This window comes from Chenggangzhangella methanolivorans (assembly GCF_042648545.1).
Taxonomy (GTDB): Bacteria; Pseudomonadota; Alphaproteobacteria; order Rhizobiales; family Methylopilaceae; genus Methylopila; species Methylopila methanolivorans.
The window spans coordinates 611061-631007 of record NZ_JBHRXS010000003.1 but is presented as its reverse complement, the minus strand read 5'-3'; the positions used below and the strand labels follow the sequence as shown (position 1 = coordinate 631007).

18 protein-coding genes are annotated in these 19947 nt (G+C 68.0%); 8 read left to right on the top strand and 10 right to left on the bottom strand.

Annotated elements, in window-relative coordinates:
- Positions 1 to 34: 34 nt before the first annotated feature.
- The gene (locus ACFOWB_RS03310) at positions 35 to 1012 is read left to right on the top strand and encodes an HpcH/HpaI aldolase/citrate lyase family protein (protein ID WP_261401330.1); all 978 of its coding nucleotides are present in this window, start codon (positions 35 to 37) and stop codon (positions 1010 to 1012) included.
- Between the two features lie 110 nt (positions 1013 to 1122).
- On the opposite strand, the gene ACFOWB_RS03305 is transcribed toward ACFOWB_RS03310, so the two are convergent.
- On the bottom strand, positions 1123 to 2577 hold the full coding sequence (locus tag ACFOWB_RS03305) for an amino acid permease (RefSeq protein WP_378145665.1): 1455 nt from the start codon (positions 2575 to 2577) through the stop codon (positions 1123 to 1125).
- Positions 2578 to 2881: 304 nt separating this feature from the next.
- Between ACFOWB_RS03305 and ACFOWB_RS03300 the strand changes: the two genes are divergently transcribed.
- On the top strand, positions 2882 to 4351 hold the full coding sequence (locus tag ACFOWB_RS03300) for a helicase HerA domain-containing protein (RefSeq protein WP_378145662.1): 1470 nt from the start codon (positions 2882 to 2884) through the stop codon (positions 4349 to 4351).
- 150 nt (positions 4352 to 4501) lie between these two features.
- Here the strand turns inward: ACFOWB_RS03300 and ACFOWB_RS03295 are convergent, their stop codons facing one another.
- The 7 genes from ACFOWB_RS03295 to cyoA are packed head-to-tail and all read right to left on the bottom strand — an operon-like array spanning position 4502 to position 11367.
- Positions 4502 to 5038 carry a response regulator transcription factor gene (locus tag ACFOWB_RS03295; protein ID WP_378145660.1) on the bottom strand — a complete coding sequence of 179 codons (537 nt, stop codon included), beginning with the start codon at positions 5036 to 5038 and terminating at the stop codon, positions 4502 to 4504.
- Positions 5028 to 6353: an ATP-binding protein gene (locus ACFOWB_RS03290; RefSeq protein WP_378145658.1), complete on the bottom strand. Its 1326-nt coding sequence runs from the start codon at positions 6351 to 6353 to the stop codon at positions 5028 to 5030. The genes ACFOWB_RS03295 and ACFOWB_RS03290 overlap by 11 nt, the downstream gene beginning before the upstream one ends.
- Entirely contained in the window at positions 6328 to 7107 is a 780-nt protein-coding gene (locus ACFOWB_RS03285) for an SURF1 family protein (protein ID WP_378145656.1), read from the bottom strand. Before ACFOWB_RS03285 ends, ACFOWB_RS03290 begins: the two co-directional genes overlap by 26 nt.
- Positions 7104 to 7544, bottom strand: coding sequence for a cytochrome o ubiquinol oxidase subunit IV (gene cyoD / locus ACFOWB_RS03280; protein ID WP_261401333.1), 441 nt, complete (start codon positions 7542 to 7544; stop codon positions 7104 to 7106). The genes ACFOWB_RS03285 and cyoD overlap by 4 nt, the downstream gene beginning before the upstream one ends.
- A complete protein-coding gene (gene cyoC / locus ACFOWB_RS03275) occupies positions 7544 to 8191 on the bottom strand; it encodes a cytochrome o ubiquinol oxidase subunit III (RefSeq protein WP_261401334.1) in 648 nt (215 codons plus the stop codon). The genes cyoD and cyoC overlap by 1 nt, the downstream gene beginning before the upstream one ends.
- A gap of 4 nt (positions 8192 to 8195) precedes the next feature.
- A complete protein-coding gene (cyoB, locus tag ACFOWB_RS03270) occupies positions 8196 to 10202 on the bottom strand; it encodes a cytochrome o ubiquinol oxidase subunit I (protein WP_261401335.1) in 2007 nt (668 codons plus the stop codon).
- A gap of 4 nt (positions 10203 to 10206) precedes the next feature.
- Entirely contained in the window at positions 10207 to 11367 is a 1161-nt protein-coding gene (gene cyoA, locus ACFOWB_RS03265; protein WP_261401336.1) for a ubiquinol oxidase subunit II, read from the bottom strand.
- Positions 11368 to 11586: 219 nt separating this feature from the next.
- Here cyoA and ACFOWB_RS03260 point away from each other — a divergent pair, with 219 nt between their 5' ends.
- Positions 11587 to 12894 carry an MFS transporter gene (locus ACFOWB_RS03260; RefSeq protein WP_261401337.1) on the top strand — a complete coding sequence of 436 codons (1308 nt, stop codon included), beginning with the start codon at positions 11587 to 11589 and terminating at the stop codon, positions 12892 to 12894.
- Positions 12895 to 13007: 113 nt separating this feature from the next.
- Positions 13008 to 14468: a glucose-6-phosphate dehydrogenase gene (gene zwf, locus ACFOWB_RS03255; protein WP_378145652.1), complete on the top strand. Its 1461-nt coding sequence runs from the start codon at positions 13008 to 13010 to the stop codon at positions 14466 to 14468.
- 63 nt (positions 14469 to 14531) lie between these two features.
- Here zwf and ACFOWB_RS03250 read toward each other — a convergent pair whose 3' ends face one another.
- Positions 14532 to 15086 (bottom strand): GcrA family cell cycle regulator, encoded by a 555-nt coding sequence (locus ACFOWB_RS03250; protein ID WP_378145650.1) that lies wholly within the window; start codon positions 15084 to 15086, stop codon positions 14532 to 14534.
- 451 nt (positions 15087 to 15537) lie between these two features.
- Between ACFOWB_RS03250 and ACFOWB_RS03245 the strand changes: the two genes are divergently transcribed.
- The 4 genes from ACFOWB_RS03245 to ACFOWB_RS03230 all read left to right on the top strand — a co-directional run bounded on the left by ACFOWB_RS03245 (position 15538) and on the right by ACFOWB_RS03230 (position 19601).
- A complete protein-coding gene (locus tag ACFOWB_RS03245; RefSeq protein ID WP_261405755.1) occupies positions 15538 to 16710 on the top strand; it encodes an aspartate aminotransferase family protein in 1173 nt (390 codons plus the stop codon).
- The gene (gene argF, locus ACFOWB_RS03240; protein WP_261401338.1) at positions 16707 to 17639 is read left to right on the top strand and encodes an ornithine carbamoyltransferase; all 933 of its coding nucleotides are present in this window, start codon (positions 16707 to 16709) and stop codon (positions 17637 to 17639) included. The genes ACFOWB_RS03245 and argF overlap by 4 nt, the downstream gene beginning before the upstream one ends.
- 207 nt (positions 17640 to 17846) lie before the next feature.
- Positions 17847 to 18407: a 2'-5' RNA ligase family protein gene (locus ACFOWB_RS03235; protein WP_261401339.1), complete on the top strand. Its 561-nt coding sequence runs from the start codon at positions 17847 to 17849 to the stop codon at positions 18405 to 18407.
- A gap of 204 nt (positions 18408 to 18611) precedes the next feature.
- Entirely contained in the window at positions 18612 to 19601 is a 990-nt protein-coding gene (locus tag ACFOWB_RS03230; protein WP_261401340.1) for an Hsp33 family molecular chaperone, read from the top strand.
- Between the two features lie 76 nt (positions 19602 to 19677).
- On the opposite strand, the gene ACFOWB_RS03225 is transcribed toward ACFOWB_RS03230, so the two are convergent.
- Positions 19678 to 19860 (bottom strand): hypothetical protein, encoded by a 183-nt coding sequence (locus ACFOWB_RS03225; RefSeq protein ID WP_261401341.1) that lies wholly within the window; start codon positions 19858 to 19860, stop codon positions 19678 to 19680.
- Between the last annotated feature and the right edge of the window lie 87 nt (positions 19861 to 19947).

Here is a 19947-nt window from a genome sequence, read left to right as displayed (position 1 = left end):
CAATCAAGAACCGAACGACTGAGGAGGACGACCAATGAGCTTCACCCTGATCCAGCAGGCCACTCCGCGCCTGCACCGCTCGGAACTCGCCGTGCCGGGCTCCAACCCGACCTTCATGGAGAAGTCGGCCAAGTCCGCCGCCGACGTGATCTTCCTCGACCTCGAGGACGCGGTCGCTCCGGACGACAAGGAGCAGGCGCGGAAAAACATCATCCAGGCGCTGAACGACATCGACTGGGGAACCAAGACCATGATGATCCGCATCAATGGTCTCGACACCCACTACATGTACCGGGACGTCATCGACATCGTCGAGAAGTGCCCGCGCCTCGACATGATCCTGATCCCGAAGGTCGGCGTCGCGGCCGACGTCTACGCGGTCGACATGCTGACCACGCAGGTCGAGCAGTCGATCAAGCGCGAGAAGAAGATCGGCTTCGAGGTTCTGATCGAAACCGCGCTCGGCATGGCGAACGTCGAGGCGATCGCGACCTCGTCGAAGCGGCTCGAGGCCATGTCGTTCGGCGTCGCGGACTACGCCGCCTCCTGCCGGACCCGCTCGACCGTCATCGGCGGCGTGAACCCGGACTACTCCGTGCTCACCGACAAGGACGAGGCCGGAAACCGCGAGACCCATTGGCAGGACCCGTGGCTGTTCGCCCAGCAGCGCATGCTGGTGGCCTGCCGCGCCTATGGCCTGCGCCCGGTCGACGGCCCGTTCGGCGACTTCTCCGATCCGGACGGCTACCTCTCGGCGGCGCGTCGCTGCGCCTCCGCGGGTTACGAGGGCAAGTGGGCGATCCATCCCTCGCAGATCGAGCTCGCCAACGACGTGTTCACGCCGTCGGAAGCCGAAGTCACCAAGGCCCGCCGCATCCTCGTGGCGATGGAAGAGGCCGCCAAGGCCGGCAAGGGCGCGGTCTCGCTCGACGGCCGCCTGATCGACATCGCGTCGATCCGCATGGCCGAGGCGCTGATCAACAAGGCCGACGCGATGAAGGCGGCCGCCTGAGCCGTCATGCCCGGCGAAGCGAGGCATCCACGACTGAGGTTCAGGAAGCCTCGCATCAAAGCAAAGGCCGGGAGCGATCCCGGCCTTTTCTTATGTTCCGGCGAAGAACCTCACGCCGTCCCCGCCTGCTTCTGCACCGTCGAATGGTGGCGGCTGTAGGCGAAGTAGATCACGAAGCCGATCGCCATCCAGACGATGAGCCGGATCCAGGTGTCGAGCGGCAGCCCCGCCATCAGCGCGAGGCAGAACAGGATGCCGAGGATCGGGATCACGGGAACGCCTGGAACCTTGAAGGGGCGGTGCGCGTCGGACTCGCTGCGGCGGAGATAGATCACCGCGCCGCAGACGAGGATGAACGCGAACAGCGTGCCGATCGACACCATCTCGCCCAGAAGCCCGATCGGCAGAAGGCCGCCGATCAGCGCCACGCAGCCGCCGATCATGTACTGGCTGACATAGGGCGTGTCGTATTTCTCGTGGATTTTCGAGAACACCGGCGGCAGCAGGCCGTCCTTTGACATCGTGAAGAAGATGCGGCTCTGGCCGTAGAGCAGCACCAGCATCACGGTGGTGAGGCCCGCGATCGCCCCGATCTTGATCGGCCATGAGAACCAGCCCATGCCGACAGCGTCCGCGCCCTTGGCGATCGGGTCCGGCACGTTGAGGTCGGCGTAAGGCACCAGACCCGTCAGCACCGCGGCCACGAGGATGTAGAGCACGGTGCAGATGGCGAGCGAGCCGAGGATGCCGATCGGCATGTCGGTTTGGGGCTTCTTGGCTTCCGAGGCCGCGGTGGAGACCGCGTCGAAGCCGATATAGGCGAAGAACACGACGCCCGCGCCGCGCAGCACGCCCGACCAGCCATACTCGCCGAACTCGCCCTTGTTTTCCGGGATGAACGGGGCCCAGTGCGAGGTGTCGACGTAGAACGCGCCGATCACGATGAAGCCGACCACGACCGCGAGCTTCACCACCACCATGATGTTGTTGAGCCGCGCTGACTCCTTCGTGCCGCGCGCCAGCAGGAAGGTGAGCGTCATCACGATGAGCGCGGCCGGCAGGTTGAAGATGCCGGTCGCCTCCGAACCGTCGGCGAGCTTCACCGTGGCGCCGAGCGAGTTGGTCAGCTGAGGCGGGAGGAAGACGCCGAGGTCGCGCAGGATCGACACCATGTAGCCCGACCAGCCGACCGAGACGGTCGCCGCGCCCATGGCGTATTCGAGCACGAGGTCCCAGCCGATGATCCAGGCGAAGAACTCGCCGAGCGTGGCGTAGGTGTAGGTGTAGCTCGATCCCGAGACCGGGATCAGCGCCGAGAGCTCCGCATAGCAGAGGCCGACGAACGCGCAGGCGACGCCGCCGAGCGCGAAGGACAGCATGATGCCGGGGCCGGCGTATTTCGCCGCCGCGGTGCCGGTCAGCACGAAGATGCCTGCGCCGATGATGCAGCCGATGCCGATCGCGACGATCGACAACGCGTTCAGCGATTTGGAGAGCGAATGGCCGTCCTCGTCGCCGGTGAGATCTTCGAGCTTCTTGCGGATGGTCAGCGTCGACGCGTTCATTCCCGGTCCTCCACGGAGGCGCGTGGCGGGCACGCGCGTGCAGGGATGTGCGTGATTTCTCAGCGCAATCTGCGCGCTGGTCTTTCGATCATTGGCCCGAGGAGTTCGAAAGCAAGGCGCGGGCCGGGCGAATGGCGCGAAGTTTCAGAAAAATGTCACTCTTTCGTCATCGCCGCCGCGGCATGGCGACCGATGAGGCGCTTCTTGGGGACAAGCTGCGGCTGCGCTTGGACTCTCGAGCCCTGATCAGACAGGGTCTTTCGCGGCCTGTCGTGCGGGCGGGCCGGCGCGTTTTGGGAACGGCATGACCATCGCGATCGACATCGGCCAGAAGGCGAACGGCCAGCCGGCGGCCTTCGACCTCGAGGAGCTGCTCGCGACGCGCCTGTTGGTGCAGGGCAATTCGGGCTCGGGAAAATCGCATCTGCTGCGGCGCCTGCTCGAGCAGAGCGCGCCCTGGGTGCAGCAATGCGTCATCGATCCCGAGGGCGACTTCGTGACGCTCGCGGATGTCTTCGGCCATGTCGTGATCGACGCGGCCGCCTGCGAGAAGGAGCTCGTCCAGATCGCGGACCGGGTGCGGCGCCATCGGGTGTCGGTGATCTTCAACCTCGAGGGGCTCGAGGTCGATCGTCAGATGCGGGCCGCGGCGCTGTTCCTCAACGGGCTGTTCGAGGCCGACCGCGACCTCTGGTACCCGATGCTAGTGGTGGTCGACGAGGCGCAGCTGTTCGCGCCGGCCGCCTCGGGCGACGCCGACGAGGAGGCGCGCCGCCAGTCGCTCGCCGCCATGACCAACCTCATGTGCCGCGGCCGCAAGCGCGGGCTCGCGGGCGTCATCGCCACGCAGCGCCTCGCAAAGCTCGCCAAGAACGTCGCGGCCGAGGCCTCGAACTTCCTGATGGGCCGCACCTTTCTCGACATCGACATGGCGCGCGCCGCCGATCTTCTCGGCATGGAGCGCCGGCAGGCCGAGACCTTCCGCAATCTCGAGCGCGGGCGCTTCGTCTCGCTCGGGCCGGCGATCGGCCGCAAGCCCGAACCGGTGAAGATCGGCGCGGTGAAGACGGTTGCGCGCGGCGGAGGCCCGAAGCTGACGCCGCTCCCCGGAACCGCGGTCGAGGACGCCGCCGGCCTCATATTCCGCGCCGGCGCCGACGAGCAGCGCCCGGCGCGCGTGGCGCCGCGTCCGGCCGCGCCGGACGTCATGGCGCAGATCGATCAGGCCCGCCGCGACGCCGAGCCGCCGGCGCCGTCCGATCTCTTCGCCGGCGCCGAGCGCGACGAGACGATCGCAAAGATCATCGCCGAGATGATGCAGGAGCCCGACGCCGGGTTTCAGCCGGTCGCGATGCTCTATCAGGATTTTCTCGTCCGCTGCCGCATCGCGCGGCTACCCGGCGAGGCTCCGGACCTGCCGCGCTTCCGCAAGGCGCTGGCGCTCGCAAAGGCCGGCGTCGAGCAAGGCTCGGCGACCGAGGACGACTGGAGCCAGGCGACGCTCATCGCCGCCTCGCTCCCCGAAGACATGCGCGGCGTCTTCCTGCTGATCGCCAAGGCCGCGCTGGGCGAATCCCCGTGCCCGTCGGACGACGACATCGCCCGCGCCTACGGCACGCGCTCTTCCGGTCGGGCCCGGCGGCTGCTCGCTTACATGGAAGAGCGCGGCTTCATCCAGACCGCGACGGACCTCAAGGGCGCGCGCATCGTCACGCTGCCTGACCTCGGCTGGCGCACGGCCCCGGGGGGCGTGGGCCTCGCGCGGGTGGGGTGAGCGAAGGCTGAAACGAACTGCGTGCTTCGAGACGCGGCCCTCGGGCCGCTCCTCAGCATGAGGGATGTTTCAGCGTCCAAACGGTCCTCATGCTGAGGAGCCTTGGCGAACAGCCAAGGCGTCTCGAAGCACGCACTCCGTCTTAGCCCTTCACTTCACCCGCTGCTTCTCGAGCTTCCTCGCCAGCGTCCGCCGGTGCAGCCCGAGCCGCCGAGCGGTCTCGGAGATGTTGAAGCCTGTCTCCATCAACGTCTCGTGGATGCGTTCCCATTCGAGGTTCTTGATCGAGGTCGGCCGCACCACAAGCGGGGCGTCGACGTCGCCCGCGGCCCGGCTGAACGCCGCCTCGATGTCGTCGGTGTTGGAGGGCTTGACCAGGTAGTGGCAGGCCCCGAGCTTGATCGCCTCCACGGCCGTCGCGATCGAGGCGAAGCCGGTCAGCACCACGATGAGCATGTCGGGATCATGCGCGTGCAGCGCCTGCACGCAGGCGAGGCCGGACGCGCCGCCCGAGAGGCGCAGGTCCACCACGGCGTAGCCGGGCGTGCGCGTCGCGATCAGGACCTTGAGCTCTTCGAGGCTTCCGGCGGTCAACGCCTCGTAGTCCCGGCGTTCGAAGGAGCGCTTCAGCGTCTTGGCGAATTTCTCGTCATCGTCGACGATCACCAGCAGGCGTTCAGGCGGCATCGGCGTCTTCCGGTTCGATCGCAAGCGTCGCGAGCGGCAGGGTCAGCGTCACGATCGCGCCGCCGGCCTCCCGGTTGGCCGCCGCGACCGCGCCGCCGAGCTTGCGCATCACGTTGACGACGAGAAACAGTCCGAGCCCCCCGCCAGGTTTACCCTTGGTCGAGTTATAAGGCTTTCCGAGGTTCGCGATCACCTGCGACGAAAATCCCGGGCCCCGGTCGAGCACGCGCAGCGCCAGCAGGTCGTCCTCGCGCACCGCCGTCACCGTGACCTTTTCGGGCGAGGCTTCCGCAGCGTTGTCGATGACGACGGCGATGACCTGCTTGAGCGCGGGATCGGCGAGGATCGGAACGTCCTCCTCGATGCGCTCGACGAACTCGATCAGCGTGCCGGGATGGGCGGAGCGGCGGTCGTCGAGCACTTCGGCCAGGAAGGCGCGCACGGTCGTGGCCTCCGGAGCCTCGCCGCGCGCCTCGCCGGCCGACAGCAGGATGCCGGAGACGATCGACTTGCAGCGACGCACCTCGGCCTGCATGTCGGCGATTTCGTCCAGGATTTCAGGCTCCTTGGCGAAGGAGGGCATGCGCCGCCAGTCGCTCAGGATGACGTCGAGGGTCGCGAGCGGCGTTCCGAGCTCATGGGCGGCGCCGGAGGCCAGCAGCCCCATGCGAACGATGTGGTCCTCCTCCGCCTCGCGCTGGCGCAGCGCCGCGAGGCGCGCGTCGCGCTGCTTCAGGTTCCGCCCGATGCGCGCGACGAAAACGACGAGCAGCGCCGCGTTGAGCGCGAAGCACGCCACCATGCCCTGCACATGCAGGCGGAACAGCTCCTCCACGCCGCCTTGGGGCAGGATGAGCGGCAGGTGATAGCGGGTGAGGAAGGCGAAAGCCGTGACGGTGATCGCGACGATCGCCCAGACCGACCAGGCCTCGAGCAGAACCGCGCCCAGCATCGCGTGCAGCAGGAACAGGAACGCGAACGGATTGGTGGCCCCGCCGCTCAGATAAAGCTGGGCGGTGAGCGCGAGCGCGTCGAAGGCGAGCTGGCCGAAGAGCTCGGCGTTGGTGGCGCGCGCGCGCCAGCGAAGGCGCGACAGGGTCAGGAGGTTGAGCGCGACGAGGCTCGCGGCCACCAGTCCCATGGCGACGAGCGGCAGGCGGATGTCCATGCCGAACTCGACCAGCGCGATGGTCGCGACTTGGCCCACCACCGCGATCCAGCGCAGCTCGACGAGCTGCAGCATGTTCTTGCGGATCGCGGCGTCGTCGGCGCGTGCGGCGCCGGGCGCGTCAGCGGCGTCGAAGCGCGCGTTCATGGGCGAACAGGATCGCGGCCCCGCCCGCGACCATCGCGGCGAGAGCGAACCAGGTAAGGGCGTAGACGAGGTGGCTGTTGCGGAACGAGACCACGGTGAGGCCGCCGACGGGCAGTCCGCCGGGATTTTGCGTCGCGTCGGCGTCGATGAAGTAAGGGGCCACGCCTTCGAGCCCGCGCGCGGCGGCGATCGCCGCCACGTCGCGCGATGTCCAGCGCTCGGCGCCGGGGTCGTTGGCCCGCAGGAAGCCGCCGCCGGGTTCGGAGACGCGCAGGAGCCCAGTCACCGCGACAGGCCCGGCGGGCGTCATCGCCTCGGCCTCGCCGCGCTTGTCCGCGGGCACGAAGCCGCGATTCACCAGCACGGTGAAGCCCTGCGTGGTCTTGAGGGGGGCCAGAACCCAGAAGCCCGCGCCCTGTTCGGTCACGGCCTGGGTCAGCGCGGTCTTGCCGGGAATGAACGCGCCCGCGGCGATCACGCGGCGATACGCGTCGCGGTCGGCGGAGGTCTCGGGCCATTCCGCCGGACCCGGGGCGGCGACGGGCGCTGCATGGATGCGGGCGTCGACGCGCTCGATCAGGTCGAGTTTCCAGACGCGGCGCTCGAGCTGCCAGACGCCCAGCGAAACGAACCCGCCGAAGATGACAAGCGCCGCGAGGCCGATCGCGGCGAGCGCGGCCGCCGATCGCGGCCGCCGGCCGGCGCTCGCGTCGTCGCCGGACGGCGAAACGGCCGCGAGCGCCGGGGAGCTCATCTCGCGCCGTTCTCGGGCTGAACGAGCGGGGTCGTGCCGTTCATCTCATGGAGACCCGGCGTCATGTTGGCGTGCAGGTGGAACATCACCCAGAACGAGCCCGCGAGCGTGATCACCACCAGAACCACGGTGAAGATCATGGCGAGCATGGTCCAGCCGCCTTCGGATTTCGGGCTCATGTGCAGGAAGTAGATCATGTGCACGAAGATCTGCGCGACCGCGAACAGCAGGACCACGACCGCGGCGGTGGTGGGCGAGCGGAACACGTCGCCCATGATCAGCCAGAACGGGATCGCGGTCAGGATCGCGGACAGGATGAAGCCCGTCACATAGTCCCGCATCGTGCCGTGATGGCCGCCGCCCTCATGGTGGTGGTCGTCGTGGCCGTGACCATGGCCGTGGGCGTCGTGCGCGGGGGTCTCGGCGTGCGTCGCCATCACAGCGTCCCCATCAGATAGACGAAGGTGAAGACGCCGATCCAGACGACGTCGAGGAAGTGCCAGAACATCGACAGGCACAGCAGGCGGCGGCGGTTCTCGGGGATCAGGCCGCGCTGCGCGACCTGGAACATCAGCGTCACGAGCCAGATCATGCCGAAGGTGACGTGCAGGCCGTGCGTGCCGACGAGCGCGAAGAAGCTCGACAGGAAGGCCGAGCGCTGCGGCGTCGCGCCCTCGTGGATCAGGTGGTGGAACTCATAGAGCTCGACGCCCAGGAAGGCCGCGCCGAACACGCCCGTGACGCCGAGCCAGAACAGCGTGGTGCCGACCCGGTTCTTCGCCATCTCCAGCATGGCGAAGCCGTAGGTGATCGACGAGAACAGCAGGAAGGTGGTGTTGAGCGCCACCAGCCCGAGGTCGAACAGGTCCTTGCCCGAAGGGCCGGCGGCGTAGTTGCGGCCCAGCACGCCGTAGCAGGCGAACAGGACCGCGAAGATGAGGCAATCGCTCATCAGATAGATCCAGAAGCCGAGCAGCGTCCCGTTCTCGGGGTGGTGCTCGGTCTTCAGGAAGAAGACCCGGCCGTCGTCCGGCTTCTCAAGCGCCGCGTCCTTGTGGGCGGCTTCGAAGGTGGTCGCGGTCATCGGGTCAGGCCTTGGCGCTGGCGAGGAGGCGGGTGCGGGCGCGTTCGGTCTCGATCACCTCCGAGGCCGGGATGTGGAAGTCCCGGGCGTAGTTGAAGGTGTGCAGGATGACGGTCGCGAGCAGGAGCGCGAAGCTCGCGGCGACGAGCCACCAGATGTGCCACACGAGGGCGAAGCCGCACACGACGCTGATCCCGGCGAGGACGATGCCCGCCCAGGTGTTCTTCGGCATGTGGATCGGGATGAAGCCCTCGGTCGGCCGCACGTAGCCGCGCTTCTTCATGTCGTGCCAGGCGTCGAGGTCATGGACGACCGGCGTGAACGCGAAGTTGTAGGCGGGCGGCGGCGAGGAGGTCGACCACTCGAGCGTGCGGCCGTCCCAGGGATCGCCGGTGACGTCCAGCAGGCTCTCGCGCTTCTGGAAGCTGACGAAGAGCTGCCAGAGGAAGGCCGCGATGCCGGCCGCGATGAGCGCCGCGCCGAGCGCCGCGATCACGAACCAGATCTGGAGCGAGGGATCCTCGAACTTCGACATGCGGCGGGTCACGCCCATCAGGCCGAGCACGTAGAGCGGCATGAAGGCGATGTAGAAGCCGATCGTCCAGCACCAGAACGAGACCTTGCCCCAGAACGGATCGAGCTTGAAGCCGAAGGCCTTGGGGAACCAGTAGGTGATGCCGGCGAACAGGCCGAACAGCACGCCGCCGATGATCACGTTGTGGAAGTGCGCGATCAGGAACAGCGAGTTGTGCAGCACGAAGTCGGCCGGGGGCACGGCGAGCAGCACGCCGGTCATGCCGCCGATGACGAACGTCACCATGAACGAGATGGTCCACAGCATCGGAACGTCGAAGCGGATGCGGCCGCGATACATCGTGAACAGCCAGTTGAAGATCTTCGCGCCCGTCGGGATCGAGATGATCATCGTCGTGATGCCGAAGAACGAGTTCACGCTCGCGCCCGACCCCATCGTGAAGAAGTGGTGGAGCCACACGAGGTAGGACAGGATCGTGATGACGACGGTGGCGTAGACCATCGAGGCGTAGCCGAAGAGGCGCTTGCCGCAATAGGTGGACACGACCTCGGAGAAGATGCCGAAGGCCGGCAGGATCAGGATGTAGACCTCCGGGTGGCCCCAGATCCAGATCAGGTTCACGTACATCATGGCGCTGCCGCCGAAGTCGTTCGTGAAGAACGCGGTGCCGACGTAGCGGTCGAGGCTGAGCAGCGCCAGGACTGCGGTGAGCACCGGGAAGGCGGCGACAATCAGCACGTTGGTGCAGAGCGCGGTCCAGGTGAACACCGGCATGCGCATCATGGTCATGCCGGGCGCGCGCATCTTCACGATGGTGGCGACGAGGTTCACGCCCGAGAGCAGCGTCCCGACGCCCGCGATCTGCAGCGCCCAGATGTAGTAGTCGACGCCGACGCCTGGCGAGGCGTGGATCCCCGACAGAGGCGGATAGGCGAGCCAGCCGGTCGCCGCGAACTCGCCGATGAAGAGCGAGGCCATCACGAGGATCGCGCCGCCCGCCGTCATCCAGAACGAGAAGTTGTTCAGGAAGGGGAAGGCGACGTCGCGCGCGCCGATCTGCAGCGGCACCACGTAGTTCATGAGGCCGGTGACGAGCGGCATCGCCACGAAGAAGATCATGATCACGCCATGGGCGGTGAAGATCTGGTCGTAGTGGTGCGGCGGCAGGTAGCCTTCGGCGCCGCCGTGCGCGATCGCCTGCTGAATGCGCATCATGACGGCGTCGGCGAAGCCGCGCAGCAGCATGATGAGGCCGAGGACCACATACATGATCCCGATCTTCTTGTGGTCGATCGAGGTCAGCCAGTCGCGCCAGAGCACGCCCCAGACGCGGTAGTAGGTCATGGCGCCGAGGACGCCGACGCCGCCGATCGCCACCGCGGCGAAGGTCGCGATCAGGATCGGCTCGTGGAACGGAAGCGCGGCGAAGGTCAGCTTGCCGAACAGCACGCTTTCTGAGGTCGGTGCGGGCGTCATGGCGTCACTCGGGGCTGCGGGCGGAGGGCCGCTCGGAAGTGTCTTCGGCGCGCGCGAAGGCGACGGCCGTGGTCGAGGAGGCGTCGGCGCGGCGGCCGAGCGGGGCCGGCAGCGGCGCTTCGACGGTGAGGCCGTCGCGCGGCGCGTCGGTGGTGCAGGAGACGGCCGAGACGAAGCGCTTCTTTGCGGTCGTGCCGTCGGGGCGGGTCTGCTCGAAGGCGATGACGTTGTTGACGCCCTCGCGTCCGCCGCCGCCGCGCTTGTCGGCCGCCATCATGTCCTTGACGCACATCTTGGCGCGGTCGACGCAACGGTTGAGGACGGCGTCGTAGAGGCCGTCCTCGACCGCCGACCAGCGCTTCACCGGGTCGGCGATGCTCGGCTGCTCGAGCTCGGTGTAGCCGGCGCGGTCGAGCGTGGCGTTGGCCTCCTTGGCCTTTGCGATCCAGGCGTCGAAGCCGGCGTCGTCGAGGCCGTGGAAGCGGAAGCGCATGTTGGAGAAGCCGGCGCCGCTGTAGTTCGCCGAGAAGCCCTCGTAGTCGCCCGCCTTGTTGATGACCGCGTGGAGCTTCGTCTCCATGCCGGGCATCGCGTAGATCATGCCGGCAAGCGCGGGCACGTAGAACGAGTTCATCACCGTCGAGGAGGTGAGCTTGAAGGTGATCGGCCGGTCGACCGGAGCCGCGAGTTCGTTGACGGTCGCGACGCCGTATTCGGGATAGAAGAACAGCCACTTCCAGTCGAGCGCGACCGCCTGGACCTCGAGCGGCTTCACGTTCTCCGGAATGGCGCGATTGGCGTCGAGCCGCTCGAGCGGGCGGTAGGGGTCGAGCAGATGCGTCGACACCCAGGTGATCGCGCCGAGCGCGATGATGATGACGAGCGGCGCCGCCCAGATCACCACCTCGAGCGAGGTCGAGTGGTGCCAGTCGGGATCGTATTTCGCTTCCTTGTTCGAGGCGCGGTAGCGCCAGGCGAACAGCAGCGTCAGCGCGATCACCGGAATGATGATCAGCAGCATCAGCGCGGTCGAGACCAGGATCAGGTCGCGCTGTCGGACGGCGATGTCGCCGGATGGATTCATCACCACCATTTCGCAGCCGGCGAGCAGCAGCGAGAGCGGCAGGAGGGCAAGGAGCTTGAATGCGCGCACGGGCGGACCCATGGTTCGAACGGGCTTTGGGGCGTCGACGCCGGACTAGGCCTTTTCGACCTTCGACCGACATTGGACGGTTTGTCCTATCGGCGGCGATGCGTCCACCGCATTAGACATCCGCGCGCGAAAGCAATCGGATTTGAACCGCGGCGGTTGCGGAGGCATTGTGTCCGATGCGGGCGGTCCCGCAAGAGGGACCGTTCCGCTCGCGAAGGAGCATGTGACGAGATGAGCCACGACGTCGCCCTGCCGGCCGGCGCTGAAGGCGCCCACGCCGATCACAAGATCTCGCCCGGCGAGATCGCGCTTGCGGTGGTCATCGGGCGCACCTCGGAGTTCTTCGACTTCTTCGTCTACGGCATCGCCTCGGTGCTGGTGTTCCCGGCGCTGCTGTTCCCCAATTCGAACCCGCTCGACGCGACGCTCTACTCCTTCGCGATCTTCTCGCTCGGCTTCGTGGCGCGTCCCTTCGGCTCGGTGCTGTTCATGTGGATCGGCCGCGAGCACGGCCGCGGCGTGAAGATGACGATCGCGCTGTTCCTGCTCGGCTCGTCGACCGCTTCGATCAGCTTCCTGCCCGCGCATGGCCAGATCGGCGTCGCGGCCGTGGTCATCCTGGCGATCTGCCGCATCGGCCAGGGCCTCGCGCTCGCCGGCGCATGGGACGGCCTCGCCTCGCTGCTCTCGCTCAACGCCCCGGCCGGCAAGCGCGGCTGGTACGCGATGATGCCGCAGCTCGGCGCGCCGTTCGGCTTCATCATGGCGGCGGGCCTGTTCGCCTTCTTCGTGAGCGTCCTCTCGGTCGAGGACTTCCTCGACTGGGGCTGGCGCTATCCGTTCTTCACCGCCTTCGCGATCAACGTGGTGGCGCTGTTCGCGCGGCTTCGCCTCGTGCTCTCCGACGCCTATGAGCAGCAGTTCGAGACGCGCCAGCTCGCGCCCGTAAACGTGTTCGAGCTGCTGCGCTTCCAGTGGAAGAACGTGATCCTGGGCGCCTTCGCGCCGCTCGCGAGCTTCGCGCTGTTCCACCTCGTGACGATCTTCTCGCTCTCCTGGGTCACCCTCTTCCAGGGCGTGACCGCCAAGGAGTTCCTGCCGATCGAGATTCTGGGCGCCTGCTTCGGCGCGGCGGCGATCGTCGCGTCGGGCGTGATCGCCGACAAGATCGGCCGGCGCACGCTGATCGGCGTCGCCGCGACGCTGATCGCGATCTTCAGCTTCATGATCCCGGCGCTTCTCGGCGCGGGCTACGCCGGCGACGTCGCCTTCATCCTGATCGGCTTCACGCTGCTCGGCCTCGCGCTCGGCCAGTCGTCGGGCGCGCTTACCTCGAACTTCGCTTCGAAGTACCGCTACACCGGCGCGGCGCTGACCTCCGACCTCGCCTGGCTGATCGGAGCGGGCTTCGCGCCGCTCGTGGCGCTCAGCGTCTCGTCGAAGTTCGGCCTCGCTTTCGTCGGCCTCTACCTGCTGTCGGGCGCGGTGTGCACGCTGCTCTCGCTCTACCTCAACCGCCAGCTGGTGGTGAACGACTGAGCTTCTCCCCAAGGCCTGCGACAGCGGGCGGCGCCGCAAAACCTGCGACGCCGCCCTAGCCTTATGTTCCGCGGGCGTCTCACGGGACGGCGCCCCGACATGGGGGCGCGGGCATGTCCAGGAAAATTCCTCCAGGCGTCGGGCCGAAGCACCCGCAAGTCGTGGCGCTGTTCGGCGCGACCGGCGACCTCGCCCGCCGCAAGCTGATCCCCGGACTGTTCCATCTCGCCAAGGCCGGATTTCTGCCGGGCGCGCGGATCGTCGGCGTCTCGCTCGACGAGCTCGACCGCGACGGTTTTCTCGGGATCGCCAAGGGCTCGCTCGACCAGTTCGCGACCCGCAAGGTCGGCGAGGCGGACTGGAGCGCCTTCGCAGAGCTGATCGACTACGTGCCGATCTCGGCCGGTCCCGAGGCGCTCAAGGCCGCGGTCGGCCGCGCGGGCGAGGCGCTCGGCGCGGACGCGCGCTTGCTGCACTATCTCAGCGTTCCTCCGAAAGCCGCGCTGTCGGCGGTCTCGATGCTGAAGGACGCCGGGCTGGTCGAGGGCGCCCGCATCATCATGGAGAAGCCGTTCGGGACCGATCTCGCGAGCGCGATCGACCTCAACGCGCAGCTCCACCGCGTGTTCTCCGAAGGCCAGATCTTCCGGATCGACCATTTCCTCGGCAAGGAGCCGGCGCAGAACATCCTGGCGTTCCGCTTCGCCAACGGCCTGTTCGAGCCGATCTGGAACCGCAATTTCATCGACCACGTCCAGATCGACGTGCCCGAGACGCTCGGTCTCGGGAGCCGCGCCGGCTTCTACGAGCAGACCGGCGCGTTCCGCGACATGGTGGTGACGCACCTGTTCCAGATCCTCGGCTTCATGGCCATGGAGGCGCCGACCTCGCTCGAGCCGAAGCCGATCTCGGAGGAGAAGAACAAGGTCTTCCGCTCGATGGCGCCGCTCGATCCGGCCAACGTCGTGCGCGGCCAGTACAGCGGCTATCGCCAGGAGGAGGGCGTCGATCCGGAGTCCGACGTCGAGACCTTCGTGGCGCTCAAATGCCAGATCGACAACTGGCGCTGGGCCGGCGTGCCGTTCTTCCTGCGCACCGGAAAGCGCCTCGCCGAAGGAAGCCGCATCATCTCGATCGCGTTCCGCGAGCCGCCCAAGAGCATGTTTCCGGCCGGATCCGGCGTCGGCGCGCAGGGGCCCGACCACCTCACCTTCGACCTCGCCGACGCCTCGAAGGTGTCGCTGTCGTTCTACGGCAAGCGGCCGGGTCCGGGGATGAAGCTCGACAAGCTCTCGCTCCAGTTCGCGATGAGCGACACCGGGCTCGTGGGCGACGTGCTGGAGGCCTATGAGCGGCTGATCCTCGACGCCATGCGCGGCGACCACACGCTGTTCACCACCGCCGAGGGCATCGAGCGGCTCTGGGAGGTCTCGACGCCGCTGCTCGAGACGCCGCCGCCTGTCAGGCTCTACGAGCCTGGCTCGTGGGGGCCGAAGTCGATCCACCAGCTGGTGGCGCCCCACGCGTGGCGGTTGCCGTTCGAGCGGGCCTGGCGGGTGAAGCCGGAGGCCTGAAGTCCGGACATGAAAAAGCCGGCGCGCCCGATCGGGCGCGCCGGCTCGAAAGTCGCGGCAATCTCAGTGCGTCGGGACCGAGACCCGGCGGTTGCGGCGGTCGTTGACCGGCTGATAGGCGATGCCGGCGTGGTGCGGGCAATAGGCCGTGCCCGGGGTCGAGCGTCCGCCGCAGAAGCGGAACTCGGGCTGGCTCGGGTCGCCGAGCGGCCAGCGGCACATGTTCTCGCGCAGCTCCATGATGGTGACGCGTTCGCACACGAACTCGGTCTCGACGACCTCGATCGGCACGATGCGGGGAGCCGGAGTCGGGCGCGGCGCGGGGGCCGCCGACATGGCGAGCGCTGCGCCGCCCTGAGTGGCGTAGGTCGGGCGATGGACCTGACCCGGGGCCGAGACGGGCCGGCGCGGCTGGTTCGCGGCCGGCGCGGGCTTCGGGCGCATCCGCGAGACGGTCGATGTCGGGGCCTTGGCGCGGCCCGACAGGCCGAGCCGGTGCACCTTTCCGATGACCGCGTTGCGGGTGACGCCGCCGAGCTCGGCCGCGATCTGACTGGCGCTCAGGCCTTCGGCCCAGCGCTTCTTCAACAGTTCGACGCGCTCATCGGTCCACTGCATGGGATCCTCCGCTCGGTCGAAGTCCACCCGCGGAATCCGACGTCCCTCGCCGAGCGCGCCTTTCGGGCGTCCGGACGCTTCGCCGCCTGATTCGTTGGGTTACGAACCTCTGCACGACCCGTCGTGCTTAACGCTCGGTAAACTATGATAGGGCCCGACTCAGCGTAAAGAGTCCGGAATGCAACACTGGGGTTTTCCCCAGGTGGTTGGTCCGGGCCGCGTCGGCGGCGTCCCTGATCGGGACTTGAGCGTCAAGCCTCAAGGACCTGAAGGCGCTGGACGATTGACAGCGGCCCTTGGCTTCACGATTATCCGCGCGCAGGAAGGGCCGCCCCGGCTGGAGCGGCTCTTTTCTTTTTTCGGCCGCGGCCTGGCGCCGCGGCCCCTGTCGAAAAGGGGGCGGCGAGGACCGCCCGTCGAGGTGACGCCCGTGTCCGACCAGTCCGCGCTCATGCCCGTCTTCGCCCGTGCGCCGCTCGCCTTCGAGCGAGGCGAGGGCTGCTGGCTGATCGCCGAGAACGGCGACCGCTATCTCGATTTCGGCTCCGGCGTCGCGGTCAACGCGCTTGGCCATGCGCATCCGCATCTCGTCGAGGCGCTGAAGACTCAGGCCGAGGCCGTCTGGCACGTCTCGAACCTCTACCGGATCCCGGGCGGAGAGCGGCTGGCGCAGCGACTGTGCGAGGCCTCCTTCGCCGACGTCGTGTTCTTCTGCAATTCGGGCGCGGAGGCGCTCGAGGCGTCGATCAAGCTCGCGCGCAAGCATTTCGCGCACAACGGCCAGCCCGAGCGTTATCGCCTCATCACCTTCGAGGGCGCGTTCCACGGCCGGACGCTGGCGACCATCGCCGCGGGCGGGCAGCAGAAATACATTGAGGGTTTCGGACCCAAGGTCGACGGCTTCGACCAGGTTCCGTTCGGCGATCTTGAGGCCGTGAAGGCCGCGATCGGGCCGGAGACCGCGGGCGTGCTGGTCGAGCCGCTGCAGGGCGAAGGCGGCGTGCGCGCGGTCCCGCCCGCGACCATGCGGGCGCTCCGCCAGATCTGCGACGACAACGATCTGCTGCTGGTGGTCGACGAAGTCCAGACCGGCGTCGGGCGCACCGGAAAACTGTTCGCGCATGAGCATTCGGGCGTCACCCCCGACGTGATGGCGCTCGCCAAGGGCATCGGCGGCGGCTTTCCGCTGGGCGCGTGCCTCGCCACCCGCGAGGCCGCCGACGGCATGACGGCCGGCGTTCACGGCTCGACCTTCGGCGGCAATCCGCTCGCCATGGCGGTGGGCAACGCCGTTCTCGACGTCGTGCTGGAGCCGGGCTTCCTCGAAAACGTCAGCCGCATGGGGCTTTTGCTGAAGCAGAAGCTTGCGGGCGTCGTGGACAGCCATCCGGATCTGCTGGCGGACGTGCGCGGCGAGGGCCTGCTCACGGGCCTCAAATGCCGCGTGCCCAACACCGAGGTCGCGGGCGCGCTGCGCGACGCCAAGCTCCTGACGGTCGGAGCCGGCGACAACGTCGTGCGGCTGATCCCGCCGCTGATCGTGACCGAGGCCGAACTCGACGAGGCCGTGTCCCGGCTCGAGGCGGGTCTCTCCAAGCTTGAACAGCGGAGCGCCGCAGAATGACCGCCGGCGGACTGCGCCACTTCCTCGACCTGTCGGATTTCTCGCAAGGGTCGCTCCGCTCGATGCTCGACGCGGGCCGCGACATCAAGGCCCGCCGGCGCACGCCCGCGGCCGAGGGCGACAAGCCGCTCGCCGGCAAGGTCGTGGCCATGGTGTTCGAGCAGCCGAGCCTTCGCACCCGCATGTCGTTCGACGTCGGCATCCGCGAGCTCGGCGGCGAGCCCGTGATGGTGACCGGCAAGGAGATCGAGCTTGGCGAGCGCGAGGCGATCGCCGACACCGCGCGGGTGCTCTCCCGCTTCGTCGACGCGATCATGATCCGGATGCTGAACCACGATCAGCTCGTGGAGCTCGCGACCTACGCCACCGTGCCGGTCATCAACGGCCTCACCAAGCGCTCCCATCCCTGCCAAGTGATGGCCGACCTCCTCACTTTCGAGGAGCGCAAGGGGCCGATCAAGGGCCGCCGCATCGCCTGGACGGGCGACTTCAACAACGTGCTGGCCTCCTGGATGCACGCCGCCGCGCGCTTCGACTTCCAGCTCGCGATCGCGACGCCCGAAGAGCTGCAGCCGCGCGCCGACCTCGTGGCCTGGGCCAAGGACCAGGGCGCGGACGTGATCGTCGGGCGCTCGCCCGAAGAGGCGGTCGAGGGCGCGGACGCGGTCATCACCGACAGCTGGGTCTCGATGGGCGACGCCGACTGGGAGCGCCGCCACAACCTGCTCACTCCCTACCGGGTCGACGAGCGCATGATGGCCCGCGCCGGAAAAGACGCGATCTTCATGCACTGCCTCCCCGCCCATCGCGGCGAGGAAGTCACCGACGCGGTGATGGACGGTCCCCAGTCGGCGGTGTTCGACGAGGCGGAGAACCGGCTCCACGCCCAGAAGGGCGTGCTGGCCTGGTGCTTTGGGGCGGTGGCGTAAGGCGCCGTGCTCTCGTCCCGGACGTGAGCCGGGACGAGACGCAACAACGTGCATTGGATCCCCGACTGCGTGCTTCGAGACGGCCCTTGCGGGCCTCCTCAGCATGGGGACGGTTGGCGGCTCCTCTTGTGCTCTCCTCGACGGTTCTCATGCTGAGGAGCCGCCGGGGGCGGCGTCTCGAAGCACGCACTGATCGTCTCGGCGCTTATGACCGATCCTGCCCCGCTCATCCTCACTTTGCGCCTCGACGCCGACCGTCAGGCCCGCTTCGACGCCCTGCGCGCGATGTACTTCCCGCCTGAGCGGAATTTCCTCGCCGCTCACGTCACGCTGTTTCACAAGCTGCCGGGCGACGCGCTTTCGGCGATCGTCTTTCGGCTCTCGCGCCTCGCCGAAGGAACGCCGCCCCCAGAAGTCAAGGTCGAGGCGCCCTACCTCATCGGGCGCGGCGTCGCGTTTCGACTGGCCTCGCCGGCCGCGGACGCGCTCCGTCGCGACCTCGCGCAGGACTGGCGCGATTGGCTGACGCCGCAGGACCGAGGGAAGAGCCGCCTCCACGTCACCGTCCAGAACAAGGTCTTGGCCGCCGAGGCCAAGGCTCTGCTGTCCAACCTGTCGCCGGACTTTTCGCCGAGCGCGTTCAAGAGCCCGGGTCTCGATCTCTGGCGCTACCTCGGCGGCCCGTGGGAACATGAAGCGGGTTTCGAGTTCACCGCCGTCTCCGCCCCTCTCCCGCTTGCGGGAGAGGGTAAGGGTGAGGGACGATAGCGCTTCCGCGTCTTGGAGAAGCGCTTCCCAAGCGGACGCACCCATTCTGAGATTTCGCCGCTCGCCCTCATCCTCACCTTCTCCCGCAAGCGGGAGAAGGAGCCGGCCGCCGTCGCGCCTGAACAATCCAGCCTGTCGCCGCGACGTCTTCCGCTTCTCGCCCTCCTCGCCTACATAGCTGCGATCATGACAGAGCAAGCTTCCATGAGCCTCCGCGAGGACGGCGACGACCGCATCCTGCCGTTCCAGATCGAGGCGCTGGACGTCCGAGGGCGCGTGGTCCGGCTCGGCCCCTCGATCGACGCTGTGATCGAGCGCCACGCCTATCCGCCGCAGGTCTCAAAGCTCCTCGGCGAGGCCGTGGCGCTGACGATTCTGCTCGGCTCCGCGCTTAAGATCGAAGGGCGCTTCCAGCTCCAGACCCGCTCCGACGGGCCGGTGGGCATGCTGGTGGTCGACTTCGAGGCGCCCGATCGCGTGCGGGCCTGCGCGCGTTTCGACAAGGAGCGGCTCTACGACGTGCGCGGCGCGGGCGCGCTGCTCGGCCATGGCCACATGGCGCTGACGATCGACCAGGGGCCGGAGATGTCGCGCTACCAGGGCGTCGTCGCGCTCGACGGCGGCACGCTCGAGGACGCGGCCCACGCCTACTTCCGGCAGTCCGAGCAGATCCCGACCAAGGTGCGTCTCGCGGTCGCCGAGAGCCTGAAGCCTGGCGACGCCCATGCCTGGCGGGCCGGCGGCATGCTCGTGCAGTTCCTGCCCGAGGCGCCGGAGCGCATGCGGGTCGCCGATCTCGATCCGGGCGACGCGCCGGACGGCGTCGAGCCGGCGGATCAGGAGGAGGACGACGCCTGGGTCGAGGCGCAGTCGCTCGTCGGCACCGTCGAGGACCACGAACTCACCGACCCGACGCTCGAGCCCGAGCGACTGCTCATTCGCCTGTTCAACGAGCGCGAGATCCGCGTGTTCGAGAGCCGTGGCGTGCGCGAGGCCTGCCGCTGCTCGCGCGAGCGGGTGCTCGGAATGCTGAAGAGTTTTACCGCCGAGGACCGCCGCGACATGCGCGCCGACGACGGCTCGATCGAGGTGACCTGCGACTTCTGCTCGTCGCGCTACGGGTTTTCGGTCGAGGAGGTGGCGGAGATCGACCGCGAGGCGCCGGACGGCACGGGCGAAGTCCAGATCGGCTGACGTCCGCGCGCCTGCCGTCGCGTCATGCCCGGACAAGCCGAGGCATGACGAAGCGTTTTTCCGAAGCGATTGTGCTCTAGCGCGACGCCGTCGGTTTCGGCGCGCCCGCCGCTGAAGGCTCGCCCTCCTCGACGATGCGGATGTCGAGCGCCCGGCCGGGCGCCTCGAGTTCGCGCATCAACTCCGCGACCTCCTCGGAGGTCGACAGACTGACCGACATTTCAGGACCGATCGGGGTCCACTGGACCACAAACGCCATCGTCTCACGCCTCTTGCCGCAACGCATAATCCAACGCTGCATTGCACCATTATGCAAGAGGTCAAACGTCGTATCTCGATATTGGGT

What these genes read in the sequence shown, in the direction of transcription:
- ACFOWB_RS03310 (WP_261401330.1), top strand. Translation starts at nt 35, where the DNA reads ATGAGCTTCACCCTGATCCAGCAGGCCACTCCGCGCCTGCACCGCTCG.
- ACFOWB_RS03305 (WP_378145665.1), bottom strand. Translation starts at nt 2,577, where the DNA reads ATGAACGCGTCGACGCTGACCATCCGCAAGAAGCTCGAAGATCTCACC.
- ACFOWB_RS03300 (WP_378145662.1), top strand. Translation starts at nt 2,882, where the DNA reads ATGACCATCGCGATCGACATCGGCCAGAAGGCGAACGGCCAGCCGGCG.
- ACFOWB_RS03295 (WP_378145660.1), bottom strand. Translation starts at nt 5,038, where the DNA reads ATGCCGCCTGAACGCCTGCTGGTGATCGTCGACGATGACGAGAAATTC.
- ACFOWB_RS03290 (WP_378145658.1), bottom strand. Translation starts at nt 6,353, where the DNA reads ATGAACGCGCGCTTCGACGCCGCTGACGCGCCCGGCGCCGCACGCGCC.
- ACFOWB_RS03285 (WP_378145656.1), bottom strand. Translation starts at nt 7,107, where the DNA reads ATGAGCTCCCCGGCGCTCGCGGCCGTTTCGCCGTCCGGCGACGACGCG.
- cyoD (WP_261401333.1), bottom strand. Translation starts at nt 7,544, where the DNA reads ATGGCGACGCACGCCGAGACCCCCGCGCACGACGCCCACGGCCATGGT.
- cyoC (WP_261401334.1), bottom strand. Translation starts at nt 8,191, where the DNA reads ATGACCGCGACCACCTTCGAAGCCGCCCACAAGGACGCGGCGCTTGAG.
- cyoB (WP_261401335.1), bottom strand. Translation starts at nt 10,202, where the DNA reads ATGACGCCCGCACCGACCTCAGAAAGCGTGCTGTTCGGCAAGCTGACC.
- cyoA (WP_261401336.1), bottom strand. Translation starts at nt 11,367, where the DNA reads ATGGGTCCGCCCGTGCGCGCATTCAAGCTCCTTGCCCTCCTGCCGCTC.
- ACFOWB_RS03260 (WP_261401337.1), top strand. Translation starts at nt 11,587, where the DNA reads ATGAGCCACGACGTCGCCCTGCCGGCCGGCGCTGAAGGCGCCCACGCC.
- zwf (WP_378145652.1), top strand. Translation starts at nt 13,008, where the DNA reads ATGTCCAGGAAAATTCCTCCAGGCGTCGGGCCGAAGCACCCGCAAGTC.
- ACFOWB_RS03250 (WP_378145650.1), bottom strand. Translation starts at nt 15,086, where the DNA reads ATGCAGTGGACCGATGAGCGCGTCGAACTGTTGAAGAAGCGCTGGGCC.
- ACFOWB_RS03245 (WP_261405755.1), top strand. Translation starts at nt 15,538, where the DNA reads ATGCCCGTCTTCGCCCGTGCGCCGCTCGCCTTCGAGCGAGGCGAGGGC.
- argF (WP_261401338.1), top strand. Translation starts at nt 16,707, where the DNA reads ATGACCGCCGGCGGACTGCGCCACTTCCTCGACCTGTCGGATTTCTCG.
- ACFOWB_RS03235 (WP_261401339.1), top strand. Translation starts at nt 17,847, where the DNA reads ATGACCGATCCTGCCCCGCTCATCCTCACTTTGCGCCTCGACGCCGAC.
- ACFOWB_RS03230 (WP_261401340.1), top strand. Translation starts at nt 18,612, where the DNA reads ATGAGCCTCCGCGAGGACGGCGACGACCGCATCCTGCCGTTCCAGATC.
- ACFOWB_RS03225 (WP_261401341.1), bottom strand. Translation starts at nt 19,860, where the DNA reads ATGGCGTTTGTGGTCCAGTGGACCCCGATCGGTCCTGAAATGTCGGTC.